The following is a 21,541-nucleotide window of genomic DNA, read 5'->3' as shown; positions in this document are numbered from 1 at the left end:
TTAATAGTCTTTTCTAATTTCTAGATCTAGTACTTCTTCTTGATGAATCAGTGTTTTGTCTTGACGATGTACTTCTTGAAGTCGTAGTTCTAGGTTTAGAAGTTGTACGTTTATTAACCTGCGTATTACTTCTATTTGTTCTTGTATTTACTTTAGTATTAGTTCTGGTTCTAGGTTTAGAGGTTGTTGTTTGATTTCCTCTAGTTCTAGGTATGTTTGTAGTGTTACCTCTAGTTCTAGGTGTTGCAGTAATCACTTTATTGTCTCTAGTTTTAGTGTTAACCGTATTACCTCTTGTTTTAGGTTTAGTATTTACAGTATTATTTGTTCTAGGTCTAGATGTGGTTGCATTACCTCTTGTTCTTGGTGTTGCAGTTGTAGCCCTATTGTTTCTAGTTCGAGGTGTAGTGGTAGCTCTTGGTGCTCTTCCTGCTGTTCTAGAGGCTAAAGCTCTATTTCTTGAAATCGTATTACCTCTTCGACTTGCTACAGCAGTAGTACGTCTGTAATTATTAACGTAAGGTCTGTCGTATCTATATCTAATTGGTGTATAATGTCTTCTATAAGGTGTTGTATAAAGTACGCAGTAGTTTACTGGTGGAATTACATAATATGCATGCCAAGGTCTATAAACATAAGCTCTGTTGTAAATATTTATAAAGCCAGTACTATGAGAATAACGATTGTAGCGGTTGTAGTGTACATATAATCCTCCAACACGACTAATGTAACCTCTGTTATTGTAGTTAATATAAACATTTCCTACTTGATTAACACGACCGTAGTAGTCATAGTAAATAGGTGTGTTTTCAACTTGAATAACAGCTCCAAACTCGTCATATTGTACATATGCGCCATAATCATATCCTGTATTAAAGCTAATATTTGTGTTTCTATTATTAATTTCTACACTAACTTGAGGTCCATAACTAGGCATATAAAAGTCAAATTGACCATCTGCATAAATAGAAAACTCAATTCCTGCTTCAGTAAAAATGAAAGAATTACCATAACCTTTTACATAAGAGTTATTAGTCACACCATTATCTATCGTTGTGTTTGTGTCTGCATTAACAGAAAACCCACTAAGGAGAATTGCTGATAATAATAGGAATACTTGTTTCATAATTATTTGTTTTAAGATTGAACACTTACATAAATACAAGCATCGTGCCAAAAACAAAAAACTCAATATTCACAAGGGATTAAGGTTGTTTTTAAATTTATTAAAGGCGATAAAAAAAAAGCCATAAACAAAAGTTTATGGCTTTAAATAATATTTATAAATTAGATTTTCTACCTATTTTTTAGCTGAGTAGGTTGTGTATCGACAGTTTTTCTGTAATACATTGTATCATTATTATTACTTGTTTGGTATTGATAATGACCATTATTAGTTTGACCTATATAATGATTAGAATTACTTCTGTTAACTTGACCAATAGTTTTAATTAATTGTCCTTGTCTATTGTAGTATAAACGCATACTTCCAATTTGACTAACTAAACCTTGACGGTTGTAACTAATGTAAACAGAACCTAAACGTTTAATTTGACCACTCCTGTTATAATTTAAAAACACATTTCCTATGCGTCTAACTTTACCATCACGATCATGTGTTATTATCATACCTCTATCTCTAGGGTTATTGTAAGTTACTTGTGTACCTGGAGCACCATTTGTAACATTTAATGCTCTTCGTTTTGTATTGGCGTTAGTGCGTCTGTAATAATAGTCTCCTTGCGTGTGATTTATTGCTGTGTTAAAATCAAAACTTCCGTCAGGAAAAATTAAAAACTCCACACCACGTTCTGTAAACAAGATTGGTTGTGCGTAATAATTTCTGTTTAGTACTAAATCTTCACCTTGCGATGCAGATTTAGCTTCTGCTGTTACAGTCGTTAATCCAATTAACATACCTGTAAATAATAGTACTAGTTTTTTCATAGTATTAAGGATTTAGATTGTATCAGTTATTGTTTGAAATTATTATGAAATAAAATTTTGATTTTTGTCTTTATACAAGTAATAAAAATCAAACATAGCCTTAGTTATGTTTTCTTTTTTTTACGAAGTAGAAAGGGAAAAAGGACTTTTTATTATAATCATTTCAAATGATATCTGATATTATGCCTACTATTTAAGCGTTTCGGCATTCGCTATTTTGATTAAGTAGTTTCAATAGCTGTGCCAAAGTTGTTATGCATTGATTTTACTGCATGTACAAGACGTTTTGTTAGTTTATTTCAATTTAATTATATATTGAAAAGTTTATAGTTGATTAAAATATTTACTTTTATAAAAACTACTAACTAATGTCCTTAAAGTATACCAAGTGTAAAAATTGTGATAGCGATTTTAAATCAGGATTCCCATTTTGTCCACATTGTGGAATGAAAGATAAAGAGGAATTAACACTTGGAATTTTATTTTACAATACCTTAAATAATTATCTGCTGTGGGATTCTAAATTTTTAAAGAGTTTTATTCCGTTAATGAGTAAACCAGGATTTTTACCTAAAAGATTTATTGAAGGTAAACGTCTATCTTATTTGCATCCTGCACAATTATATTTATTTGTTACGTTTGTGTTTTTCTTTTTGTTTTCCTTTCAAATGAATAAAGTAGAAGAAGATTTAAATGAAGATTTTAAAGCGCAATCAACTAAAGTTTTAAATGAAATTGAAAGAAAAGAAATGGACTCTATTGAAAGAAGTGAAATTAGAGCCACGTTAAATAGTAATAAGTTACTGTCCGGAATGACAGATAAACAGATAGATTCTATTGTAAATCAAAAAGAAATTAAATCAAGTAATAACGTTTTATTTGGGTACGAGAGTCAAAAAATAGACTCATTATTAACTGTTGGAGCGTCAAAGGAATCTATTTACATAGCTATGGGAATGGATGATAATCCAGGATGGTTTGATAGGATGTTATATCCTAGACTTTTAAAGTTTCATCAGGATAGAAAAGCTGGTACGATTTGGATGTCCATGATAAATACAACACCAATAGCATTATTTATTTTATTACCAATTTTTGCTTTCTTTTTGAAATTATTTTTTTGGAAAAAAGGACGATATGCTTACCATTTGGTGTTTTCTTTTTACTTTTTCGCCTTTATTTTTACAGTGTTTAGTATTTTATTAATCAGCAATTTTATTATTGATGTACCTAATTGGATAGACTTTTTAATAGCCTTGTCCACATTTATATATTTAGTAATTGCTGTTAAACGGTTTTATAATCAACGATTATTTTACAGTGTTTTAAAAAGCGGAATTGTGTCTTTAGTTTTTTTAGTAGTGTTAGTACCTATTGCTTTTTTGGTATTGGGTTTTATTTCGTTTTTGTCCTATTGATTAAAAATCAAATAATAAAACGGTTATAATTTATCTTTTAAATACTTAGCTGTCACACTATTTTTAACCTTTACAACTTCTTCTGGAGTACCAAACGCAACCAAATGACCACCATTTTCGCCACCTTCAGGACCTAAATCTATAATATGATCTGCACATTTAATAAGTTCTAAATTATGCTCCACAACAATTATAGAATGTCCTTTTGCTATTAGCGCATAAAAGGATTTTAATAATTTTTGTATATCATGAAAATGTAAACCAGTAGTAGGCTCGTCAAAAATAAACAACATTTTTTCTTTAGTAATTCCTTTACCTAAAAAGGTTGCTAACTTTATACGTTGGGCTTCACCACCAGATAGGGTAGAGCTGCTTTGTCCTAAGGCAACATAACCTAAACCTACGTCTTGTAAAGGTTGTAGTTTGTTTTTAATCTTAGAGACTCCGTTTTTATCAAAAAAGTCAATAGCATCATCGATAGTAAGATTTAAAATATCATCAATATTTTTATCTGCAAAAGTGACTTCTAATACTTCTTTTTTAAAACGCTTCCCTTTACAAGTTTCACATTCTAAATGGACATCAGCCATAAATTGCATTTCGATAGTTACTTCACCTTCTCCTTTACAAGTTTCACAACGTCCACCATCCACATTAAAACTAAAGTGTTTAGCAGCGTAATTGCGTATAGTACTAAGTTTTTGTTTAGCATACAACGCTCTAATATCATCATAGGCTTTAACGTATGTCACAGGATTAGATCTAGAGGATCGTCCAATAGGGTTTTGATCAATAAACTCTATATTTTTTATTATATTATAGTTCCCTTTTAACTCAGTAAACTGTCCTGCTTTATCACTAAAGCCAGTTAAGTACTTTTGTATGGCAGGAAATAATATTTTTTTAACCAAAGTACTTTTTCCACTTCCAGAAACTCCAGTAATAACCGTTAGCATTTCTAATGGAAAAGACACATCTATGTTTTTTAAATTGTTTTCTCTAGCTCCAATAATGTCTATGCTGTACTTGCTAGTTCGACGTGTTTTAGGTACTTCAATTTTTAAAGTTTCGTTTAAATATTGTGCAGTTAATGATGTTGATTTTAAAATATCAGCATACGTACCAACAGCAACAACTTGACCTCCTAAAGTCCCAGCTTCTGGACCAATATCTATTATTTGGTCGGCTTCTTTCATGATGTCTTCATCATGCTCTACCACAATTACTGTATTACCCAAATCGCGAAGTTGTTTTAATACTTGAATTAAACGTTCAGAGTCTTTTGGATGTAATCCAATACTAGGTTCGTCCAAGATATACATGGATCCGACTAAACTACTTCCTAATGAAGTGGCTAGATTAATACGTTGGCTTTCTCCACCAGAAAGAGTGTTGGATTTTCGGTTTAAAGTTAAATAATCTAAACCTACATTATGTAAAAAGCTAAGTCTGTTTTTAATTTCTACTAATAGACGTTCTGCAATTTTTGTATCGTACTCATTTAACGTGATAGTATCAAAAAACACAGCTAGTTTACTTAACGGTAATTCTACTAATTCTGTTAAAGTTGCATTACCAACTTTTATATAGTTTGTTTCTGGTCTTAAGCGTTTACCATGACAGACTTTACATTGTGTTTTACCTCTGTATCGAGAGAGCATTACACGATTTTGAATCTTATATGCTTTGCTTTCTAACTCGGCAAAAAAGCTATTTAAACCTTCAAAATATTGGTTTCCTTCCCAAATTAAAGCTTTATGTTCTGGACTTAATTGAAAATATGGCTTATGTATTGGGAAATCAAATTTATGAGAATTGTTTACCAATTGATCTTTATACCAACTCATGCTGTCACCACGCCAAGGAAAAATAGCGTTTTCGTAAACAGAAAGAGCTGTATTTGGTACAACTAAATCATCATCAATACCAATAACATCACCATAACCTTCACATTTTGGACAAGCTCCATAAGGATTATTAAAGCTGAATAAATGAACGTTTGGTTCTAAAAATTGAAGCCCATCTAATTCAAATTTATTACTAAAATGACGACTGGTATTGTCTGCAAGAGTTTCGATATAACAATTACCTTTTCCTTCAAAAAAGGCAGTTTGTATGGCGTCTGCTAATCTGTTATAAAAATCCTCATCGTCTTTAGTAACAATTCTGTCTACTACTAAAAATAAATCTTTAATAGACGTTAAGTCCTTAGCATCGTCAATTCTTAAGACTTTATCTTTTACTTTTATTCTAGCATACCCTTGTGCATTTAAAGCATTTAGTTTGTCTTGTAATTCACGACCTTCTTCAAGTACAACAGGAGCTAACAATAAAAGCTTTTCATTTAAGGCTAAGCCTTTTATATAATTAATAACGTCAGTAACGGTATCTTTTTTTACTTCCTGACCAGAAATAGGTGAGTAGGTGCGACCAACTCTGGCAAACAATAGTTTTAAATAGTCATAAATCTCTGTTGTTGTTCCAACAGTTGATCTAGGGTTAGTACTATTAACTTTTTGCTCGATAGCTATAGCAGGCGCAATACCTTTGATATAATCTACTTTAGGTTTGTTTAAGCGTCCTAAAAATTGTCTAGCATAACTACTTAAACTTTCTACATAACGACGCTGACCTTCTGCATACAAAGTATCAAAAGCTAAACTTGATTTTCCAGAACCTGATAAACCAGTTATTACAACCAATTTACGACGTGGTATAACGACATCAATGTTTTTAAGATTGTGCAATTTTGCACCTTTAATTATAATGTTTTCTTTTGGATTTACTTCAGAAAGCGGTGTTGTCATAGTTATTTTTACGTCTTGACTACAAAGATAACATAACTTAATCATCTAGTAAAAAAGATTATTGTGCAATAAAATGTTAAAACTTTAGATTTTTTTTGCTTTTTCGGAATGATTGTTGTTATATTTGATGCATATCAATGACCTAACTTAATTTTTGCCTATACTATAACATTACTTTTTTTTTATAAACCCCAAGCCAGAGCCTTTTTTTGGTGTCCAAAAAGTAATGATTATGCAAAAAGTAACAATCACAGATGCTATTCTTGTTAGTAACTATATTAAAGGAGACGAGTCTGCTTTAGAAGTATTGATTACTAGACACAAACAACGTATTTATAGTTTTATTTATTCTAAAGTATTTGATAGAGATATTGCTGAAGATATTTTTCAGGATACCTTTATTAAAGTCATTCGTACTTTAAAACGTGGTAAATATAATGAAGAGGGTAAGTTTTTACCTTGGGTTATGCGTATTGCACATAATTTGGTAATTGATCATTTTAGAAAAAATAACAGAATGCCAAAATTTGATAATTCTGGTGATTTTGATATCTTTTCTGTTATTAGTGATACGTCTTTAAATGCTGAAAAAGTTATGGTTAAAGAGCAAGTTGAGTCAGATGTAAGACGTTTGATAGACGAGCTGCCAGAAGATCAAAAAGAAGTTTTAGTTATGCGTATGTATAATGATATGAGTTTTAAAGAAATATCAGAGCGTACAGGTGTTAGTATTAACACTGCATTGGGTCGTATGCGCTATGCATTAATTAATATGAGAAAGGTTATTGAAAAGCACAATATAGTATTGACTAATTAAAATACAATAAAGTATAATTTTGCTCGTTATTTGTTTATACCTTAAACTAATATACATGGCAAAAATTTACTCAGAACATTCTAATACCCCAAAAAAACACGGTTTTAAACTAAAACCTAAAGATGAAACCATAAGTTTTATCTTAAATTATAGCAAGGCTTTAAGTGTTATAAATTATAAAAATTTGAAGTTTGAAGCACTTCAAAACTAAACTTGGAAACGTCCTGATAGTCTCAGGACGTTTTTTATTTGTAGTACGCTTTTAGGACAGACGCTCTCCCAATAGTCTTAGTTATAATATCTTTTTCTAAATCCCAACCTCTGGCAGGAGAATACTCGCGTCCATACCATATTATTTGAAGGTGTAAATCATTCCAAGTATGTTCTGGAAATAAACGTTTGGCATCTTTTTCTGTTTGTTGCACACTTTTACCATTAGTTAAATTCCATCGATACATTAATCTATGTATGTGCGTGTCAACCGGAAATGCAGGAACACCAAAAGCCTGACTCATAACTACGCCTGCAGTTTTGTGACCAACTGCAGGAAAGGTCTCTAAAGCTTCAAAAGACTGTGGTACAACACCATTGTAGTCTTCGACTAGCATTTTTGATAATCCGTATATACCTTTACTTTTCATTGGTGATAAACCACAAGGTCTGATTATTTCTTTAATTTCTTCCACACTCATCTTAATCATATCGTATGGATTATCTGCCTTAGCAAACAATATAGGTGTGATTTGATTGACTCTAACATCAGTACATTGTGCAGATAATAAAACAGCAACTAATAAAGTGTAGGGATCTTTATGATTTAATGGTACAGGAATTTCGGGATATAGCTTATTTAACGTATTTATAACAAAATCTACCTTTTCTTGCTTAGTCATTAATTGTATTTTTGAATGAAACCAAAATTACAACTATGAATACATTAAAACAAGGTGATAAAGTACCAAATTTTACAGTTAATGATCAAGACGGAAACCCTGTGTCATTATCCGATTATAAAGGAAAAAAACTAATTGTTTTCTTTTATCCAAAAGCTAGTACACCTGGTTGTACAGCAGAAGCTTGTAATTTAACCGATAATTATAAAGCCTTACAAGATAAAGGTTATGAGATTTTAGGAGTAAGTGCAGATTCTGAAAAAAGACAGACTAATTTTAAAAATAAATACAGTTTTCCGTTTCCGTTATTAGCAGATGAAGAAAAAGAAGTAATTAATGCTTTTGGTGTTTGGGGTTTAAAAAAGTTTATGGGTAAAGAGTATGATGGTATCCACCGTAAAACGTTTTTAATTGATGAAGATGGAGTAGTAGCCCACGTTATTGATAAGGTTAAAACCAAAGATCATGCAGCTCAAATTTTAGAGTTGTAACAAAATTGACACATAATAAAATTAAAAAAAGCGACCAATTGGTCGCTTTTTTATACTTATAAGACTAGATTATTCATCATCATTATCTGTTTCTTCCATAGTGTGATATACGTTTTGTACATCATCATCATCATCTAATTTTTCTAATAATTTTTCTACATCAGCAGCCTGTTCTGGAGTTAAAGCTTTAGTAACTTGTGGTATGCGTTCAAATCCCGAAGATAAAATTTCAATTTCACGTCTTTCAAGTTCTGCTTGGATAGCTCCAAAACTTTCAAAAGGTGCGTAAATTAAAATACCATCATCATCTGCAAATACTTCTTCTGCTCCAAAATCTATAAACTCTAGTTCTAATTCTTCAGGGTCTAAACCTTCAGCAGCAACTCTAAAGTTACAAGTATGGTCAAACATAAATACTACAGATCCTGATGTACCTAAACTACCATCACATTTATTAAAATAACTACGTACGTTAGCTACAGTTCTGGTGTTATTATCTGTTGCAGTTTCAACTAAAACAGCAATTCCATGAGGTGCATAACCTTCAAAAATTACTTCTTTAAAATCACCTTGACTTTTGTCACTTGCTTTTTTAATAGCACGTTCCACATTGTCCTTAGGCATGTTTACTGCTTTGGCATTTTGTATAACTGCACGTAAACGTGAGTTACTAGCTGGATCTGGTCCACCTTCTTTTACAGCCATTACAATGTCTTTTCCAATGCGTGTAAAAGCCTTGCTCATTGCAGACCAACGTTTCATTTTACGTGCTTTTCTAAATTCAAAAGCTCTTCCCATGATTATATGTTTTTATAGTTTCGCTGTAGCAAAACCTAGATTATTTTATTGAATCACAAATTTAAAAAAATATGTGAATAAAGTGGTATTAGTCCTCTTCCTCTTCAACAATATGCTCAATTGCTAAGGCTAATTTAAAATCTTTATCTGTAACTCCACCTGCATCATGTGTTGTTATTGTAATTTTAAGGACATTATATTCGTTAGTCCATTCAGGATGATGATTTAATGCTTCGCACTCAAAAGCAATTCTGCTCATTGCGCTAAAACAATCTTTAAAATTTTCAAATTCAAATTCTGCATGGATTGCATTATCATAATGTTCCCATTCTGGTAGTCTAAGTAGACGTTGTTCTATTTCTGTTTGTGTAAGTAATGCCATATTTTTTATTTAAAAATAATAAATTAAACTTCTAATTCTGTTAAAATTTCTTGACTTAATAACTGTAAATGCTTAGGTAGCTTGTTTTCTTTAGAAAGGACTGCTAAATACCTGTCGTCATTGGTTGTGTACACTTGTTTTAAAAGTGGGTTTTTTATGTTTAGCGACGCGATAATTTCTTTTATAAAATCGTCATGATGCACTAAATCTACACTACCTAAATGGAATATGCCTTTTTTATTTTGGTTTATTAAATAATGAATTTGTTGTGTGACTTTAGTATCTGTGGTGACATTCATTATTAAATTTGGAAATACTTCAAAGGGTATTTTTTCTTTAATATGAAATTTAATCTCTTGTATTCTTGGAGATTGCGCTCCAAAGACCATTGGTAGTCTTAAAATCGCATAATATTGTTTTGGCAAACGCAATAGCATGTTCTCTATTTTTATTTTAAAATGACCATACATACTATGACTTAATGTTTTGTCATTTTCATAGCTAGGAAATTTGCTATAGGCATCAAAAACATTTGCTGATGATAAAAATATTAATTTACTGTTGTTGGCAATAATGTACTCGGTAATATGCTGGTGAGCAATAATTTGTGCCGAAAAATTACCTCGTATTGCAGAAATTACAATGGTAGGTTTTACAATATCTAGGATTTCAAAAATATCATCTTCTTCAATATTGTATTGAAAGTAATGTTGGTTTTTATTAAAGGCGTAATTGTCTCTGCAATAGGTCCCAAAGGTTCTAAAATAGCCACATAACTCTTTGTATAAAGCCTGTCCAATAAAACCACTGGCACCTAAAATCAGTATGCGATGTTTGTTATTTATCTCTTTCATTAGTAAGGATAACGTTTAGAAAATAGATAAATTGGTCTGTGTTGTAAATTGTTCTAACGCTTGCATTCCAATTAACGAATTACCTTTAGCGTTTAGACCAGGACACCAAGTAGAAATTATAAAATGGTTAGGTAGTAAGGCAACTATACCACCACCAACGCCACTTTTACCAGGTAGTCCAACTTCAAAAGCAAACTCACCAGACTCGTCATAAAAACCACAAGTTAGCATGATTGCATTTATACGTTTGGCTTGACTACTTGAAATATGTTGCTTATTATTTATGCATTTACCTTTATTAGCAAATAAATAAAATGCTTTTGCCAGTTGAGAGCAAGTCATCTCTAGAGCACATTGATGGAAATAAAAATCCATTACATCCTCTACATCGTTATTTAAATTATTAAAAGATTTTAAAAGGTTGGCAGCAGCATAATTGTTATATCCCGTTTTACGCTCTGACTCGGCAACTTTATAATTATAGTCAATAGTTTGGTCGTTGGCAATATCACGTACAAATTGTAAAAAATCGGCTTTTGGATTTTCAAATTTAGAGCATAAAATATCTGCAACTACTATGGCACCTGCATTTATTAAAGGGTTTCTAGGAATACCATTTTCTAACTCTAATAAAGACAAATGATTAAAAGGGTTTCCTGACGGTTCCACATCCACACGCTTCCATATATCATTGTTTTCAAAAGCAATCGCTTTGGATAAGGATAAAACTTTAGAAATACTTTGTATTGAAAATGGGACTTCTGCATCACCAACCTTAAACGATCGACCGTCCATGTGTTGCATGTAAATGCCAAATTGATTGACATCTTGTTTTGATAATTCTGGTATATATGAAGCAACAACACCCTTAACAACGTTGTCTTTTAGGTTATTATGGATGTTGTTTATTATTGTGTTAAAATCTAACATAAAGTATAATTACACTTTGTAAAACGGAAGTTTTACAACAGTTGCAGGCACTGCATTTTTACGTATTTGTATATTTATTTTACTGTTTACATCTGCAAAAACCGTTGGTACATAACCTAAACCAATACCTTTATTTAGCATAGGTGACATGGTTCCGGAAGTAACTTCACCAATTTTTTTGCCTTGTCCATCTACAATGTCATAGCCTTGTCTAGGGATTCCTCTTTCGTCTAATTCAAAAGCGACTAATTTACGGTCTACACCTTTGCGTTTTTGTGCTTCTAAAGCATCACTATTAGTAAAGGTTTTAGTGAATTTTGTTACCCAACCTAATCCAGCTTCAATAGGTGATGTTGTATCATCAATGTCATTTCCGTAAAGGCAATAACCCATTTCTAAACGTAAAGTATCACGAGCAGCTAAGCCAATTGGTTTTGCGCCAGCTTCAGTAACTTTATCCCAGATTTGTTTAACCTCGTCATTTTTACAATAAATCTCAAAACCACCACTTCCAGTATATCCAGTTGCAGAAATAATGACATTGTCTATACCTGCAAAATCACCAACTTTAAAGTTGTAAAATTTAATGTCAGATAAATCATGACTAGATAAAGCCTGCATTTTTTCAACTGCATTAGGACCTTGAATAGCTAATAACGAGTAGTCTTCAGACAAATCACGCATATCTGCACCAACTGTGTTTTTAGAGCTAATCCAGTTCCAGTCTTTTTCAATATTACTAGCATTAACGACTAGTAAATATTGTTCTTCTTTTAATTTATAAATAATTAAATCGTCAACAATTCCACCATCATCATTTGGTAAACAAGCATATTGTGCTTTACCAATAGTTAACTTAGACGCATCATTACTACTTACACTTTGTATTAAATCTAATGCATTTGGACCAGAAATTAAAAACTCTCCCATATGTGATACATCAAACACACCACAGTCTTTTCTAACTGCTTCATGTTCTATATTTACACCATCATATTGTACAGGCATGTTGTAACCTGCAAAAGGAACCATTTTTGCACCAAGTGCTTCGTGTGTTGCTGTTAAAGCTGTGTTTTTCATGAAATATATTTTTGTTTTACCGTCAAGCGGAAATTTTAAAATGTTGTCTAACAAAAGTATTGAAAATTATTGAGTTGCTTTTAGGTTTAGAAATAATATCAAGTTAAAATTTACTTAGTCTTTTATTAAGATGCAGAATGCTAATCAATTATTTCCATTGTCATTAATCTACCATTAAAAGCTATATCATGTTTTAGTATTTTTCTGTTAGTAACGTCAATATAATAAGTGCTAATAGTTTGATTTTTAGAGATGTCGTCTGTTGTTTGCACTTTCCAAACTTTAGTTTCTTGACCATTTAAGTTTAATATTACCAATTCTGTATTTTTAATAGTAGCTGTTATAACACCTGTTGAAGTTGTAGGATTTGTAGTCAAAAATGGCAATACTATTTTGATAACCTTCCGTTAACGGTAAAAAACTAATAAGTTGTGGGTAAAAATTACTGTCAAAAAAAGGTTTAGATGTAGCTTCATTAATTGCTGTTTTAGTATTGGTTTTTTTATCTAAATAATAACCAGTAACCTTAGAGTTAAAATGTAATACCATATCACGTAGTTGATTGTATGAAGAGTGGTATATAGGTTTAAAGTTTGAAACAAAAAACATCCCGTAATTTACGGGATGTTTTTATTAAAAATAGTGGTAAACTTAGTTAACTATTATTGTATTACAACAGGAAAAACAGCTTGCACATCAGTTTCTCCACCTGCGTTTGTAATGTCTCCATCGCTAACACCAACTGCAGATTTGCTTGGTTCATGACGTAAAGTAATTGTTAGATTTCCAGTCATAGCTGTAGCAGCTGTAGTTAAAGTAAACTCTAAACCTAAAGGATTTCCGTTATCATCAAAATCCGCATAAGTAAAAGTAGCAATGCTATTTGTTACATTATAAAAAAATTGGTGGTCATTACTTTCTTCTTCAATTTCTTCATTTATTTCTTCAGCAGGAGATTCAGTTTCGTTTAACAAAACTAGACTACCATTATATACTGTGTTGGCCACTAAGTCTGATGATACTGTTATTACTGGAGCATTTGGTCCATCACCATCTAAATCACGTGTTTGCATTGTTACGGTTGTACCTCCACCCACTGGAATAAGTGTAGCTGTTAAGGTTGTGATTACTTCCTCCTCATTAACAGGTTCTGGGTTGTTTGTATTATCATCGTCGCTTGAACACGCTGTAAATGCAATTGAAATTAAAAATAATAGTGATACTTGTTTTATGGTTTTTAATGTTAAAGTTTTCATTGTTAATATTTTTAGTGTTAATAGTTTAATTTTAATTGTAACATTATATTCCTTCCTACATCATCACCAAAATAACGTAATCTATTAAGGTTTTCTCGGTAATTTGTATTAAAAATATTTGTAATATTTAGACCAATATTTAGGTCTGTTTTTTCAGAAATATCTAAACTAATATTGCTTTGTAAATGCAATAAGTGATAGGCTGGAGGTGTAGTGCTAACATCTACCAATTCCATTTGTCCTGTAGTTGGTATAAATACTTCAAAATTATTATTTGGGTAATCATTTTGTCTAAAGACCCACTCACTTTGTAATTCGGTTTTAAGATCTAACCATTTTGGGTTAGAATACCCTATGATATTTACAGTTTTAAACGAAGGCATATCAATTAACGCTTGATCTTGACTAACATCCTTTCCTTTTGTGATTGAGGATTTATTATTTAAAAACCAATGGTCATTAAAGCTATAATTAGCAGTAAGATCTAATCCATATAAAGCAGCATTTGTTTGATTGTAACTCCACACTGGGAAGGCACCACGAATGGTTTGTTCTGTTCCAGTAGGCTCTATAAAAATGTAATCTTTTATATAATTATAGAAAGCTTCAATGTTTAATGATAAATTGTTTTTTTGAAAATTATAACTACCAGAAATACGATTTGATGTTTCTTGTTTTAAACGTAAATCTCCTAATTCAATTCTAGCTGCCGAGTGATGTAAGCCATCACTAAATAACTCGGATGGGTTAGGAGCACGATTAGATAATCCATAATTAAATATAAAACTATTATATTCATTTAATTGATAAGCAATACCTGCTGATGCTGAAACATTTTGGTAATTAAAAATTGGATTAGTCAGTAATTGTGTGCCTAAATCGTCAATCACAATATTTCCAAAATCCAAATCATAGTTACGCTCATTCCAACGACTAGTTAAGTAGTATTTTTTAGCATCAATTTGATTAAAATCATAACGTAAACCAAAATCCATAGATAGGTCATTATTTAATTTTAATTCAGTAACAATAAATGCTCCTATATCATACTTGTCATAATCCGGAATTAGGCGTCTAACACCTGTGTTTGCTGCAAAATTATTTTGATATCCAGCATTTACTCCAAAATTATAAGAAATATTGTTTTTAGAATCTAAAGTCACGCTAGTTTTTAAAGTATGTGTTTTTAGAGTTAAATCTATAGCAGGTTTATCTCTATCATCACCAACACGTATGTCATACTCAAAACGATGATTGTTTTGGTAATCATACTGTATGTCTACACGTCCAAATTTTTTAAAACGTTTAAAAAATTCAGTTTTAAAAACATGATGTGTAACGTCCTGTTTAGGCGCATTAATATCATAACTAAAATCTTCAATTACTAATGGTTGTGGATTGTTAATCGCATTAACTAAATCTTCAATGTTACCGATATGCGCTGCTCTTAAAATAGCTATTTCATTATCTAAATAACTATAATATACATTAAAGCCTTTTTCAAAAGTTTTAAAACCACCATTAACAGAAAAACCTTTAGTGTTTAAGCCAGTATTGGTTAAACTATAATCTGGTGCTTCCATATCGCCTGAACGTTTTACAGAAGCCTGTGCACCTATATACCAACCTTTTTTGTACGTTTTTGTTAATGAGGTATTTAAATTATAACCTTTACCATTGGTGTTACCACTTACTATTGTTTTACCGTAAAGTGAATCTTTTAAACTGATGTTAGAAGGTTTTAAAACGATTACGCCTCCAATTGCATCACCACCATAAGCTAGTGCATTGGCACCTTTAATAACGTTGATGCTACCAGCAGTGTTTAAATCTATATTTGGTGCATGTTCAATTCCCCATTCTTGATCCTGAAGCCTTACACCATTAGTCATTACAATAATTCTGCTACTATGTAAACCGTTAATTACAGGTTTAACAATACTATTACCAGTATTTATGGAAGATACACCACTAATCTGTTTTAAAGCATCACCTAAATTAAGTGAACTAAAACGATCAATAACATCGGATTTTAAATGAGTTTCTTGTGCAGTTTTAGTCAATTTAATGCCAGAAGCACCAGTAACTTTAACCTCATTTAGCTCTTCTATATGATGCTCTAGGTTAATTTCTATAAAGGTATCGTTAACAATGTTAACGTCTACTGTTTTGGTTTCGCATGCAAGATGGCTAACCTCCACAACTATTAGAGAATTACATAGATTATCTATATTAAAACGTCCATTAATGTCCGTAGTGGTATACTTATTAAGGCTTTTAATAAAAATGGTAGCATTTACTATTGGTGTGCCATCATGAAAATCATGCACTTCTCCTGAAAAAGTAGCATTGCAGTTTTGACTTTGTGCCCAACTTAAAACACAGCAGCACAAAACCATTAAATAATATTTCATTGTAAAAAAAATTAGTTTAAATAATAACTTATGTTAAACTAAAAAAGGAGGACCTCGAAGCGAGTACGATAATTGCTGATGATTATACTTAAAGTTATATAATGTATTGTTTATTTTTAAGAAATTATCTTCTATATTTAATAAAGAAATTTCAAAAAAAGTATAGTATTGGGTGTTAAGTTTAAACTTATAAAATTCACATTCTACATCAGTTTCATGCATGTGAGACGTAATATTGTCTAAACACACTTCATGCGTATGGTTTTCTAAAACATGTGTAAACTTTACAGCAGAAGGTAGCATTACAGCAAGTAGTAAAACTATTGCTATATATTTAAATGCTATGTGCTGTTGTTGTTTCAATTAATCTACGAATTTACCTAAACCAAAACGTCTTATCATCTTTTTTTCAAATTCCCAAAAGAATTTGTGTTGACCTGAAAGCCACCCAAAAAAGACTAACATTATTTGATAGAAAATTAGCCCAATGATAATATATAAAATCCAATAGACCACAATATTTAAGTTTTCTTTAGTAATTCCTAACCAATATATTATTGGTCTTCCTACAAATAAAGAAGAACTACCAGTAACAGCAAACACTATAAATATGCGTATCATTTCCCATTTATAAGTGACTTCCCACTTGTTTTCTAGTTTTTTAAACAGAAATAATACAAACTTTAATAATACTGAAGTGGTTATTATAGTAAAAGTAATAACTAAGAATATGTTGTTGTCAATCATTTTATTAGCAAGCTTATAGCTAGAATATGCTAGTGCTAAAAATCCTAATACAGGAAATAATAGTTGCCAATTTTGTTGGATTTCCCAACGTTTTTTAAATTTTTCCATTGCAATTTTTATCGTTGCAAAGATATAGAAAAGGCTTTAATTAGGAGGAATACGACCACCTAAAAGATTTTGTTTATATCTGTTTTGGAAATAAACAAAATAATTATACAACTTATAATTAACGTCATAACCATAATCTATGTTAGATTGGTAGTCAATTTGGAGTTCGTATAAGTTTGGGTTGTAGCGTTGTGGCTGTAATGCACGATTATTCCAAGCTGATACATACATTACATTTTTATTTTCTAGATATTGTTGTGTATAATAGCCTTCCGGTTTAGCTACAGTTTGCAACCAAGTATTAAAACCTGGCTCTATAATAATAATATCATATTCTGTTTTGTCACTTGATATGGTAATAGTGTCACCAGGTTGAGCCAATGATAAATCTTTGGAACTAGCAACTTTATTGGTGTTACAGCTAAAAGCTATCATTAATAATAGAGCAAATAAAAGTATGTTTTTCATGCGCTTCTTTTTCTTAAAAATACAAAAAAATAAGTTGATATAAGTCACAAAAAAAAGCCAAACAGAGGTTTGGCTTTATATAAATTATAAAATGAAAGGTTTATTTTCCAAAAAGACCACCTAATAAACCAGATAATCCTCCTTTTTTACTAGATCCACCACCAAGTACCATTCCTGCAACATCATCGATAATGCTACCATCACCATCTGCATCTAATATTTTTTCTAAAAAGCTTTGTTCGTTTTTAGTTTCGTTTCCACCAAGTAAACCACCAAGTAAACCACCTAAGTCATTTGTAGAGCTTACGTTGTTTTGACTTGCTTGTTTTCCTAAAACACCCATTAAAATTGGAGCTGCTACTTTTAATATGTTTGCAACTGATCCAGAATCTAAGCCAGATTTTTGTCCTATTACTTGTTGTACACCATCTCTTTTAGCACCTAATACATGACCTAAAATTTTGTCACCATCATTAACAACTTCTTCATTTACTCCACCTCCAAAAAGGTCTCCTAAATTATCTAATATGCTACCATTGTGCTTTCCTTTAATTGCTCCTAAAAGTCCTTCTGCTCCTTCTGGTGTTGAAGCGTTGCGCTCCATTGCTTTCATTAACACTGGTAAAGCCATTGTTAAAACACTTCCTGTTCTGTCTTGGTCTGTTCCTGTTGATCCAGATACACCACTGATAATTGTTTTTCCTAAATCTGAGTTTAATAGGTCTAAAATTCCTGCCATTTTATATAAAAATTAATAGTTAATACGATTTGATAGTTGAAAAGTACAAAAAAAAGCCACATTTTAACAATGTGGCTTTTTATAAATTCCGTTTTTAATAAGTAAACGTTTAAATGTGTTATTTATCCGTTTAAAAGTATATTTTTAATTTGTGTAGCTAACTCTGTACCAATTCTATCTTGTGCTTCATTAGTTGCAGCTCCAATGTGTGGCGTTAAAGAAATTCTACCATTCATTAATAATTGTACTGCTGGAGTAGGTTCGTTTTGAAACGTATCCAAACCTGCAAATGCTAGTTTTCCGCTTTCAAGCGCACTTACTAAATCTACTTCATTAACAACACCACCTCTTGCAGCATTAATTATAGCAGATCCATCTTTCATGACATCAAACTCAGGTTTGCCTATAACGTAGTCTTTTTGTGCTGGTACGTGAAGTGTAACAAAGTCTGATTGTTTTAAAACATCCTCCATTGTTTCAGTTTTAATATTAAATGTTACTGATTGTCCATCAAAAAAGTCAACACTAACATCTGCAGCTTCTATAAATTTATCTGCTGCAATAACTTTCATTCCAACACCTAAACCAATTTTTGCAACTTCTTGACCAATACGACCAAATCCAATTACACCAAGCGTTTTTCCTCTTAACTCAACTCCTTTAGCGTAGTTTTTCTTTAATTTTTTAAATTGTGTGTCACCATCTAAAGGCATGTTTCTGTTAGCGTCGTGTAAAAATCTTACTCCACCATATAGGTGAGCAAAAACTAACTCGGCAACAGACTGCGATGATGCTGCTGGTGTATTTATAACGTGTAAGCCTTTTTGTTTGGCATAGTCAACGTCTATGTTATCCATTCCGACACCACCACGTCCAATAATTTTAAGATTAGGACAAGCGTCGATTAGATCTTTTCTTGCAGTTGTAGCGCTTCTTACTAGTAAAACACTAATGTCTTTATCGTTTATGTAATTAATTAACTGCTCTTGGGCTACTGTTGTTGTGTTAACTTCAAAACCTGCAGCTTCTAAAGCGTCAATTCCGCTTTGTGAAATTCCGTCGTTTGCTAATATTTTCATTTTCAATAATTTTATGCTTTACTTTCTAATTCACTCATTACTTCAACAAGTACTTTAACGCTATCTAAAGATAAGGCGTTATACATGCTTGCTCTGTAACCTCCAACGCTTCTATGTCCATTTAATCCACTAACGCCAGCTTCTTTCCACATGGTGTCAAAAGTTTCTTTTAAATCTTCATTAACTAATGTAAAGGTAGCGTTCATGTCTGATCTGTCTTCTTTAGCTGCAAAACCTTTAAATAGTGGGTTTAAATCAATTTCAGAATACATTAATCTTGCTTTTTTGTCATTTTCTTTTTCGATAGCTTTAATACCACCTAAATCCTTTAACCATTGTAAAGTTAACATAGAAGTGTAGACTGCAAATACAGGAGGTGTATTAAACATACTGCTTTTGTCTATATGTACTTTATAGTCTAACATTGATGGTATTTTACGCGATACTTTTCCTAAAATATCTTCTTTAACAACAATTAAGGTTGTACCAGCTGGTCCCATGTTTTTTTGAGCTCCTGCGTAAATTAAGTCAAATTGAGAAAAGTCTAATGAGCGTGAAAAAATATCGCTACTCATATCACATACTAATGGGATTGGTGATTTAGGAAAACTTTTCATTTGTGTTCCAAAAATAGTGTTGTTGGATGTGCAATGAAAATAATCATGATCTTCTGGAATATCGAAACCTTTTGGAATATAATTATAGTTAGCGTCTTTAGAGGATGCAACTTCTACAATATCTGCGTAAATTTTAGCTTCTTTAATAGCCTTGTCTGCCCAAGTTCCTGTGTTTAAATAGGAAGCTTTTTTTTCTAATAAATTTTGAGCGACCATTAAAAATTGCATGCTTGCTCCACCTTGTAAAAATAAGGCTTTGTAGCCTTTACCTTCTAGGCCTAATAACTCTAATGCTAAAGCTCTAGCTTGTTCCATCACATCAACAAAGGACTTACTTCTATGCGAGACTTCGATTAAGGATAATCCGTTATCAAAATCTAATAAAGCTTGTGATGCTTTTTGTAATACTTCTTGAGGTAATACGCATGGTCCTGCGCTAAAATTATGTTTTTGCATGGTTACAAATTTAGTTTTCTGGTTATACAGAAATTATCTTATTTTATCAATTAACAAAGGTGCTAATTATTGATTTAAATTAAGTTAAGAATTTAATAATTTATCCTTTAGATTTTTAATAAAAATGCAATTGTGTCAACATCGTCTGCGTAATCTGAAAGTTCTGGTTGTTGTGTTTTTCCAAACGAAACTTCTGAATCATCAAAATTATTAGCGACAATACATTGTATTAAATCTTTATCAAGTTGTAATTTTTGCTTTAAAGTTTCAATAGAATCATAATACTCATAAAACACAGTAGCTATTGGTGATGCGTAGCTTTGGTCTTCTTTAATCATTAAAAAACCATTTTCTAGCATATCAAATTCGCTCATTATATATACTGCTTTATTATAGTCGTAATTGTTAGCGTATTTGGCTTCGTTAATAATCGGATTCCATTTATACATGGCATTAAAAAAAGCATCAAAATTATAATCTCTAGGAATAAACATTTTAGAAACATTTCTGCAACCTAAACCATAGTATCTAAAAATATCATCAGATAAGGCGTCTAACTGTTCTGGAGTTTCAGATCCTGTTAATATTGCAGCCGAGTTTCTGCTTTTTCTAATTATTGAAGGTTTATTCTTAAAATAAAACTCAAAATAGCGTGCTGTGTTATTGCTTCCGGTAGCAATTACTGCGTCAAAGTTTTGTAATTTATCTTCTGTAAAGGTTATTTTTCCTTTTAAATCTGGAGTTACATGTTCTAAATATTTGGCTAAATAGGGTAGAAGGTGTTTGTCGTTAGAAGATTGTTTAACTAATAAGGAATGTCCAGTTAGTAAAACACATAAAAAATCATGAAAACCTACTAACGGAATATTACCAGCCATAATTATGGCAACGGTTTTAGGATTGGTAGTCGTTAAATCGTACTTTTTTAACCAATTTTGAAGCGTTGCTTTAGTTAATTGGTCACTCCAACCTTTTAAAGCATATTGAATATTTTGTTGTGTAAACCAACCATTATGTTCTTTTGCTAACTTAATTTGATGTTTAAAACCATCAAAAAACAATTGGTTATGTAGTATGTTTTCTTTTTTCTCAGGACTTTCTGTAGTAAATTGACTAATAAAATGGCCTAATTGTACAAATGCTTCCGTTATGTGATCTTTGTTACTCATTATTATTTGTATAACACCTTTTTTGGCTTTATTTTTGCACCACAAAGTTAAGTAAACAAAAAAGATTAAAA

General features: G+C 31.3%; 24 protein-coding genes. 4 read left to right on the top strand and 20 right to left on the bottom strand.

Annotation, left to right across the window (positions count from 1 at the left end; genetic code table 11):
- Window positions 1–13: 13 nt before the first annotated feature.
- Window positions 14–1,126, bottom strand: a complete 1,113-nt coding sequence (locus V6251_RS01530; protein WP_341586697.1) for a hypothetical protein — start codon at window positions 1,124–1,126, stop codon at window positions 14–16.
- A gap of 170 nt (window positions 1,127–1,296) precedes the next feature.
- Complete coding sequence (locus V6251_RS01525; protein ID WP_341586696.1) at window positions 1,297–1,947, bottom strand: hypothetical protein; 651 nt, start codon at window positions 1,945–1,947, stop codon at window positions 1,297–1,299.
- 368 nt (window positions 1,948–2,315) lie between these two features.
- Here V6251_RS01525 and V6251_RS01520 point away from each other — a divergent pair, with 368 nt between their 5' ends.
- Window positions 2,316–3,365 carry a DUF3667 domain-containing protein gene (locus tag V6251_RS01520; RefSeq protein ID WP_341586695.1) on the top strand — a complete coding sequence of 350 codons (1,050 nt, stop codon included), beginning with the start codon at window positions 2,316–2,318 and terminating at the stop codon, window positions 3,363–3,365.
- 23 nt (window positions 3,366–3,388) lie between these two features.
- On the opposite strand, the gene uvrA is transcribed toward V6251_RS01520, so the two are convergent.
- Complete coding sequence (gene uvrA / locus V6251_RS01515) at window positions 3,389–6,172, bottom strand: excinuclease ABC subunit UvrA (protein WP_341586694.1); 2,784 nt, start codon at window positions 6,170–6,172, stop codon at window positions 3,389–3,391.
- Window positions 6,173–6,404: 232 nt separating this feature from the next.
- On the opposite strand from uvrA, the gene V6251_RS01510 reads away from it, so the two are divergent.
- Window positions 6,405–6,989, top strand: coding sequence for an RNA polymerase sigma factor (locus tag V6251_RS01510; protein ID WP_028282040.1), 585 nt, complete (start codon window positions 6,405–6,407; stop codon window positions 6,987–6,989).
- 55 nt (window positions 6,990–7,044) lie between these two features.
- Entirely contained in the window at window positions 7,045–7,200 is a 156-nt protein-coding gene (locus tag V6251_RS01505; RefSeq protein ID WP_186439184.1) for a hypothetical protein, read from the top strand.
- Window positions 7,201–7,234: 34 nt separating this feature from the next.
- Here V6251_RS01505 and V6251_RS01500 read toward each other — a convergent pair whose 3' ends face one another.
- Complete coding sequence (locus tag V6251_RS01500) at window positions 7,235–7,882, bottom strand: endonuclease III domain-containing protein (protein WP_341586691.1); 648 nt, start codon at window positions 7,880–7,882, stop codon at window positions 7,235–7,237.
- A 35-nt stretch (window positions 7,883–7,917) separates the two neighbouring features.
- On the opposite strand from V6251_RS01500, the gene bcp reads away from it, so the two are divergent.
- Entirely contained in the window at window positions 7,918–8,373 is a 456-nt protein-coding gene (gene bcp / locus V6251_RS01495) for a thioredoxin-dependent thiol peroxidase (RefSeq protein ID WP_145001799.1), read from the top strand.
- Window positions 8,374–8,442: 69 nt separating this feature from the next.
- Here the strand turns inward: bcp and V6251_RS01490 are convergent, their stop codons facing one another.
- The 16 genes from V6251_RS01490 to V6251_RS01420 form a co-directional block, all read right to left on the bottom strand.
- Window positions 8,443–9,171 (bottom strand): YebC/PmpR family DNA-binding transcriptional regulator, encoded by a 729-nt coding sequence (locus V6251_RS01490; protein WP_028282043.1) that lies wholly within the window; start codon window positions 9,169–9,171, stop codon window positions 8,443–8,445.
- Window positions 9,172–9,259: 88 nt separating this feature from the next.
- Entirely contained in the window at window positions 9,260–9,553 is a 294-nt protein-coding gene (locus tag V6251_RS01485; protein ID WP_028282044.1) for a 4a-hydroxytetrahydrobiopterin dehydratase, read from the bottom strand.
- A gap of 23 nt (window positions 9,554–9,576) precedes the next feature.
- Window positions 9,577–10,407 carry a sugar nucleotide-binding protein gene (locus V6251_RS01480; protein WP_341586689.1) on the bottom strand — a complete coding sequence of 277 codons (831 nt, stop codon included), beginning with the start codon at window positions 10,405–10,407 and terminating at the stop codon, window positions 9,577–9,579.
- A 15-nt stretch (window positions 10,408–10,422) separates the two neighbouring features.
- Window positions 10,423–11,337, bottom strand: a complete 915-nt coding sequence (locus V6251_RS01475) for a glutaminase (protein ID WP_341586688.1) — start codon at window positions 11,335–11,337, stop codon at window positions 10,423–10,425.
- Window positions 11,338–11,346: 9 nt separating this feature from the next.
- Window positions 11,347–12,417 carry a glycine cleavage system aminomethyltransferase GcvT gene (gene gcvT / locus V6251_RS01470; protein WP_341586686.1) on the bottom strand — a complete coding sequence of 357 codons (1,071 nt, stop codon included), beginning with the start codon at window positions 12,415–12,417 and terminating at the stop codon, window positions 11,347–11,349.
- A 140-nt stretch (window positions 12,418–12,557) separates the two neighbouring features.
- Window positions 12,558–12,794 carry a hypothetical protein gene (locus V6251_RS01465; RefSeq protein ID WP_341586685.1) on the bottom strand — a complete coding sequence of 79 codons (237 nt, stop codon included), beginning with the start codon at window positions 12,792–12,794 and terminating at the stop codon, window positions 12,558–12,560.
- Window positions 12,745–12,966, bottom strand: a complete 222-nt coding sequence (locus V6251_RS15530; RefSeq protein ID WP_445933609.1) for a DUF3108 domain-containing protein — start codon at window positions 12,964–12,966, stop codon at window positions 12,745–12,747. Before V6251_RS15530 ends, V6251_RS01465 begins: the two co-directional genes overlap by 50 nt.
- 113 nt (window positions 12,967–13,079) lie before the next feature.
- A complete protein-coding gene (locus tag V6251_RS01460; protein WP_341586683.1) occupies window positions 13,080–13,673 on the bottom strand; it encodes a type 1 periplasmic binding fold superfamily protein in 594 nt (197 codons plus the stop codon).
- 17 nt (window positions 13,674–13,690) lie between these two features.
- Window positions 13,691–16,087, bottom strand: coding sequence for a TonB-dependent receptor (locus V6251_RS01455; protein ID WP_341586681.1), 2,397 nt, complete (start codon window positions 16,085–16,087; stop codon window positions 13,691–13,693).
- Window positions 16,088–16,120: 33 nt separating this feature from the next.
- A complete protein-coding gene (locus V6251_RS01450; RefSeq protein ID WP_341586680.1) occupies window positions 16,121–16,450 on the bottom strand; it encodes a hypothetical protein in 330 nt (109 codons plus the stop codon).
- Window positions 16,451–16,942 carry a DUF6787 family protein gene (locus V6251_RS01445; protein ID WP_341586679.1) on the bottom strand — a complete coding sequence of 164 codons (492 nt, stop codon included), beginning with the start codon at window positions 16,940–16,942 and terminating at the stop codon, window positions 16,451–16,453.
- A 36-nt stretch (window positions 16,943–16,978) separates the two neighbouring features.
- Window positions 16,979–17,410, bottom strand: a complete 432-nt coding sequence (locus V6251_RS01440) for a DUF6146 family protein (RefSeq protein ID WP_341586678.1) — start codon at window positions 17,408–17,410, stop codon at window positions 16,979–16,981.
- 100 nt (window positions 17,411–17,510) lie between these two features.
- Complete coding sequence (locus tag V6251_RS01435) at window positions 17,511–18,149, bottom strand: DUF937 domain-containing protein (protein WP_145001789.1); 639 nt, start codon at window positions 18,147–18,149, stop codon at window positions 17,511–17,513.
- A 122-nt stretch (window positions 18,150–18,271) separates the two neighbouring features.
- Entirely contained in the window at window positions 18,272–19,228 is a 957-nt protein-coding gene (locus tag V6251_RS01430) for a D-2-hydroxyacid dehydrogenase (protein WP_292945095.1), read from the bottom strand.
- Window positions 19,229–19,239: 11 nt separating this feature from the next.
- Window positions 19,240–20,301, bottom strand: coding sequence for a 3-phosphoserine/phosphohydroxythreonine transaminase (serC, locus tag V6251_RS01425; protein ID WP_145001787.1), 1,062 nt, complete (start codon window positions 20,299–20,301; stop codon window positions 19,240–19,242).
- A 107-nt stretch (window positions 20,302–20,408) separates the two neighbouring features.
- Window positions 20,409–21,470, bottom strand: coding sequence for an acyl-CoA reductase (locus V6251_RS01420; protein ID WP_341586676.1), 1,062 nt, complete (start codon window positions 21,468–21,470; stop codon window positions 20,409–20,411).
- Window positions 21,471–21,541: the final 71 nt, after the last annotated feature.

The organism is Olleya sp. Ti.3.14 (assembly GCF_038154885.1).
Taxonomy (GTDB): Bacteria; Bacteroidota; Bacteroidia; order Flavobacteriales; family Flavobacteriaceae; genus Olleya.
This window is presented reverse-complemented; position numbering and strand designations above follow the sequence as displayed.

What these genes read in the sequence shown, in the direction of transcription:
- gcvT (WP_341586686.1), bottom strand. Translation starts at nt 12,417, where the DNA reads ATGAAAAACACAGCTTTAACAGCAACACACGAAGCACTTGGTGCAAAA.
- V6251_RS01460 (WP_341586683.1), bottom strand. Translation starts at nt 13,673, where the DNA reads ATGAAAACTTTAACATTAAAAACCATAAAACAAGTATCACTATTATTT.
- V6251_RS01500 (WP_341586691.1), bottom strand. Translation starts at nt 7,882, where the DNA reads ATGACTAAGCAAGAAAAGGTAGATTTTGTTATAAATACGTTAAATAAG.
- V6251_RS01525 (WP_341586696.1), bottom strand. Translation starts at nt 1,947, where the DNA reads ATGAAAAAACTAGTACTATTATTTACAGGTATGTTAATTGGATTAACG.
- V6251_RS01445 (WP_341586679.1), bottom strand. Translation starts at nt 16,942, where the DNA reads ATGGAAAAATTTAAAAAACGTTGGGAAATCCAACAAAATTGGCAACTA.
- uvrA (WP_341586694.1), bottom strand. Translation starts at nt 6,172, where the DNA reads ATGACAACACCGCTTTCTGAAGTAAATCCAAAAGAAAACATTATAATT.
- V6251_RS01520 (WP_341586695.1), top strand. Translation starts at nt 2,316, where the DNA reads ATGTCCTTAAAGTATACCAAGTGTAAAAATTGTGATAGCGATTTTAAA.
- V6251_RS01485 (WP_028282044.1), bottom strand. Translation starts at nt 9,553, where the DNA reads ATGGCATTACTTACACAAACAGAAATAGAACAACGTCTACTTAGACTA.
- serC (WP_145001787.1), bottom strand. Translation starts at nt 20,301, where the DNA reads ATGCAAAAACATAATTTTAGCGCAGGACCATGCGTATTACCTCAAGAA.
- V6251_RS01430 (WP_292945095.1), bottom strand. Translation starts at nt 19,228, where the DNA reads ATGAAAATATTAGCAAACGACGGAATTTCACAAAGCGGAATTGACGCT.
- V6251_RS01510 (WP_028282040.1), top strand. Translation starts at nt 6,405, where the DNA reads ATGCAAAAAGTAACAATCACAGATGCTATTCTTGTTAGTAACTATATT.
- V6251_RS01440 (WP_341586678.1), bottom strand. Translation starts at nt 17,410, where the DNA reads ATGAAAAACATACTTTTATTTGCTCTATTATTAATGATAGCTTTTAGC.
- V6251_RS01480 (WP_341586689.1), bottom strand. Translation starts at nt 10,407, where the DNA reads ATGAAAGAGATAAATAACAAACATCGCATACTGATTTTAGGTGCCAGT.
- V6251_RS01530 (WP_341586697.1), bottom strand. Translation starts at nt 1,126, where the DNA reads ATGAAACAAGTATTCCTATTATTATCAGCAATTCTCCTTAGTGGGTTT.
- V6251_RS01420 (WP_341586676.1), bottom strand. Translation starts at nt 21,470, where the DNA reads ATGAGTAACAAAGATCACATAACGGAAGCATTTGTACAATTAGGCCAT.
- V6251_RS01490 (WP_028282043.1), bottom strand. Translation starts at nt 9,171, where the DNA reads ATGGGAAGAGCTTTTGAATTTAGAAAAGCACGTAAAATGAAACGTTGG.
- bcp (WP_145001799.1), top strand. Translation starts at nt 7,918, where the DNA reads ATGAATACATTAAAACAAGGTGATAAAGTACCAAATTTTACAGTTAAT.
- V6251_RS01455 (WP_341586681.1), bottom strand. Translation starts at nt 16,087, where the DNA reads ATGAAATATTATTTAATGGTTTTGTGCTGCTGTGTTTTAAGTTGGGCA.
- V6251_RS01475 (WP_341586688.1), bottom strand. Translation starts at nt 11,337, where the DNA reads ATGTTAGATTTTAACACAATAATAAACAACATCCATAATAACCTAAAA.
- V6251_RS01435 (WP_145001789.1), bottom strand. Translation starts at nt 18,149, where the DNA reads ATGGCAGGAATTTTAGACCTATTAAACTCAGATTTAGGAAAAACAATT.
- V6251_RS15530 (WP_445933609.1), bottom strand. Translation starts at nt 12,966, where the DNA reads ATGGTATTACATTTTAACTCTAAGGTTACTGGTTATTATTTAGATAAA.
- V6251_RS01505 (WP_186439184.1), top strand. Translation starts at nt 7,045, where the DNA reads ATGGCAAAAATTTACTCAGAACATTCTAATACCCCAAAAAAACACGGT.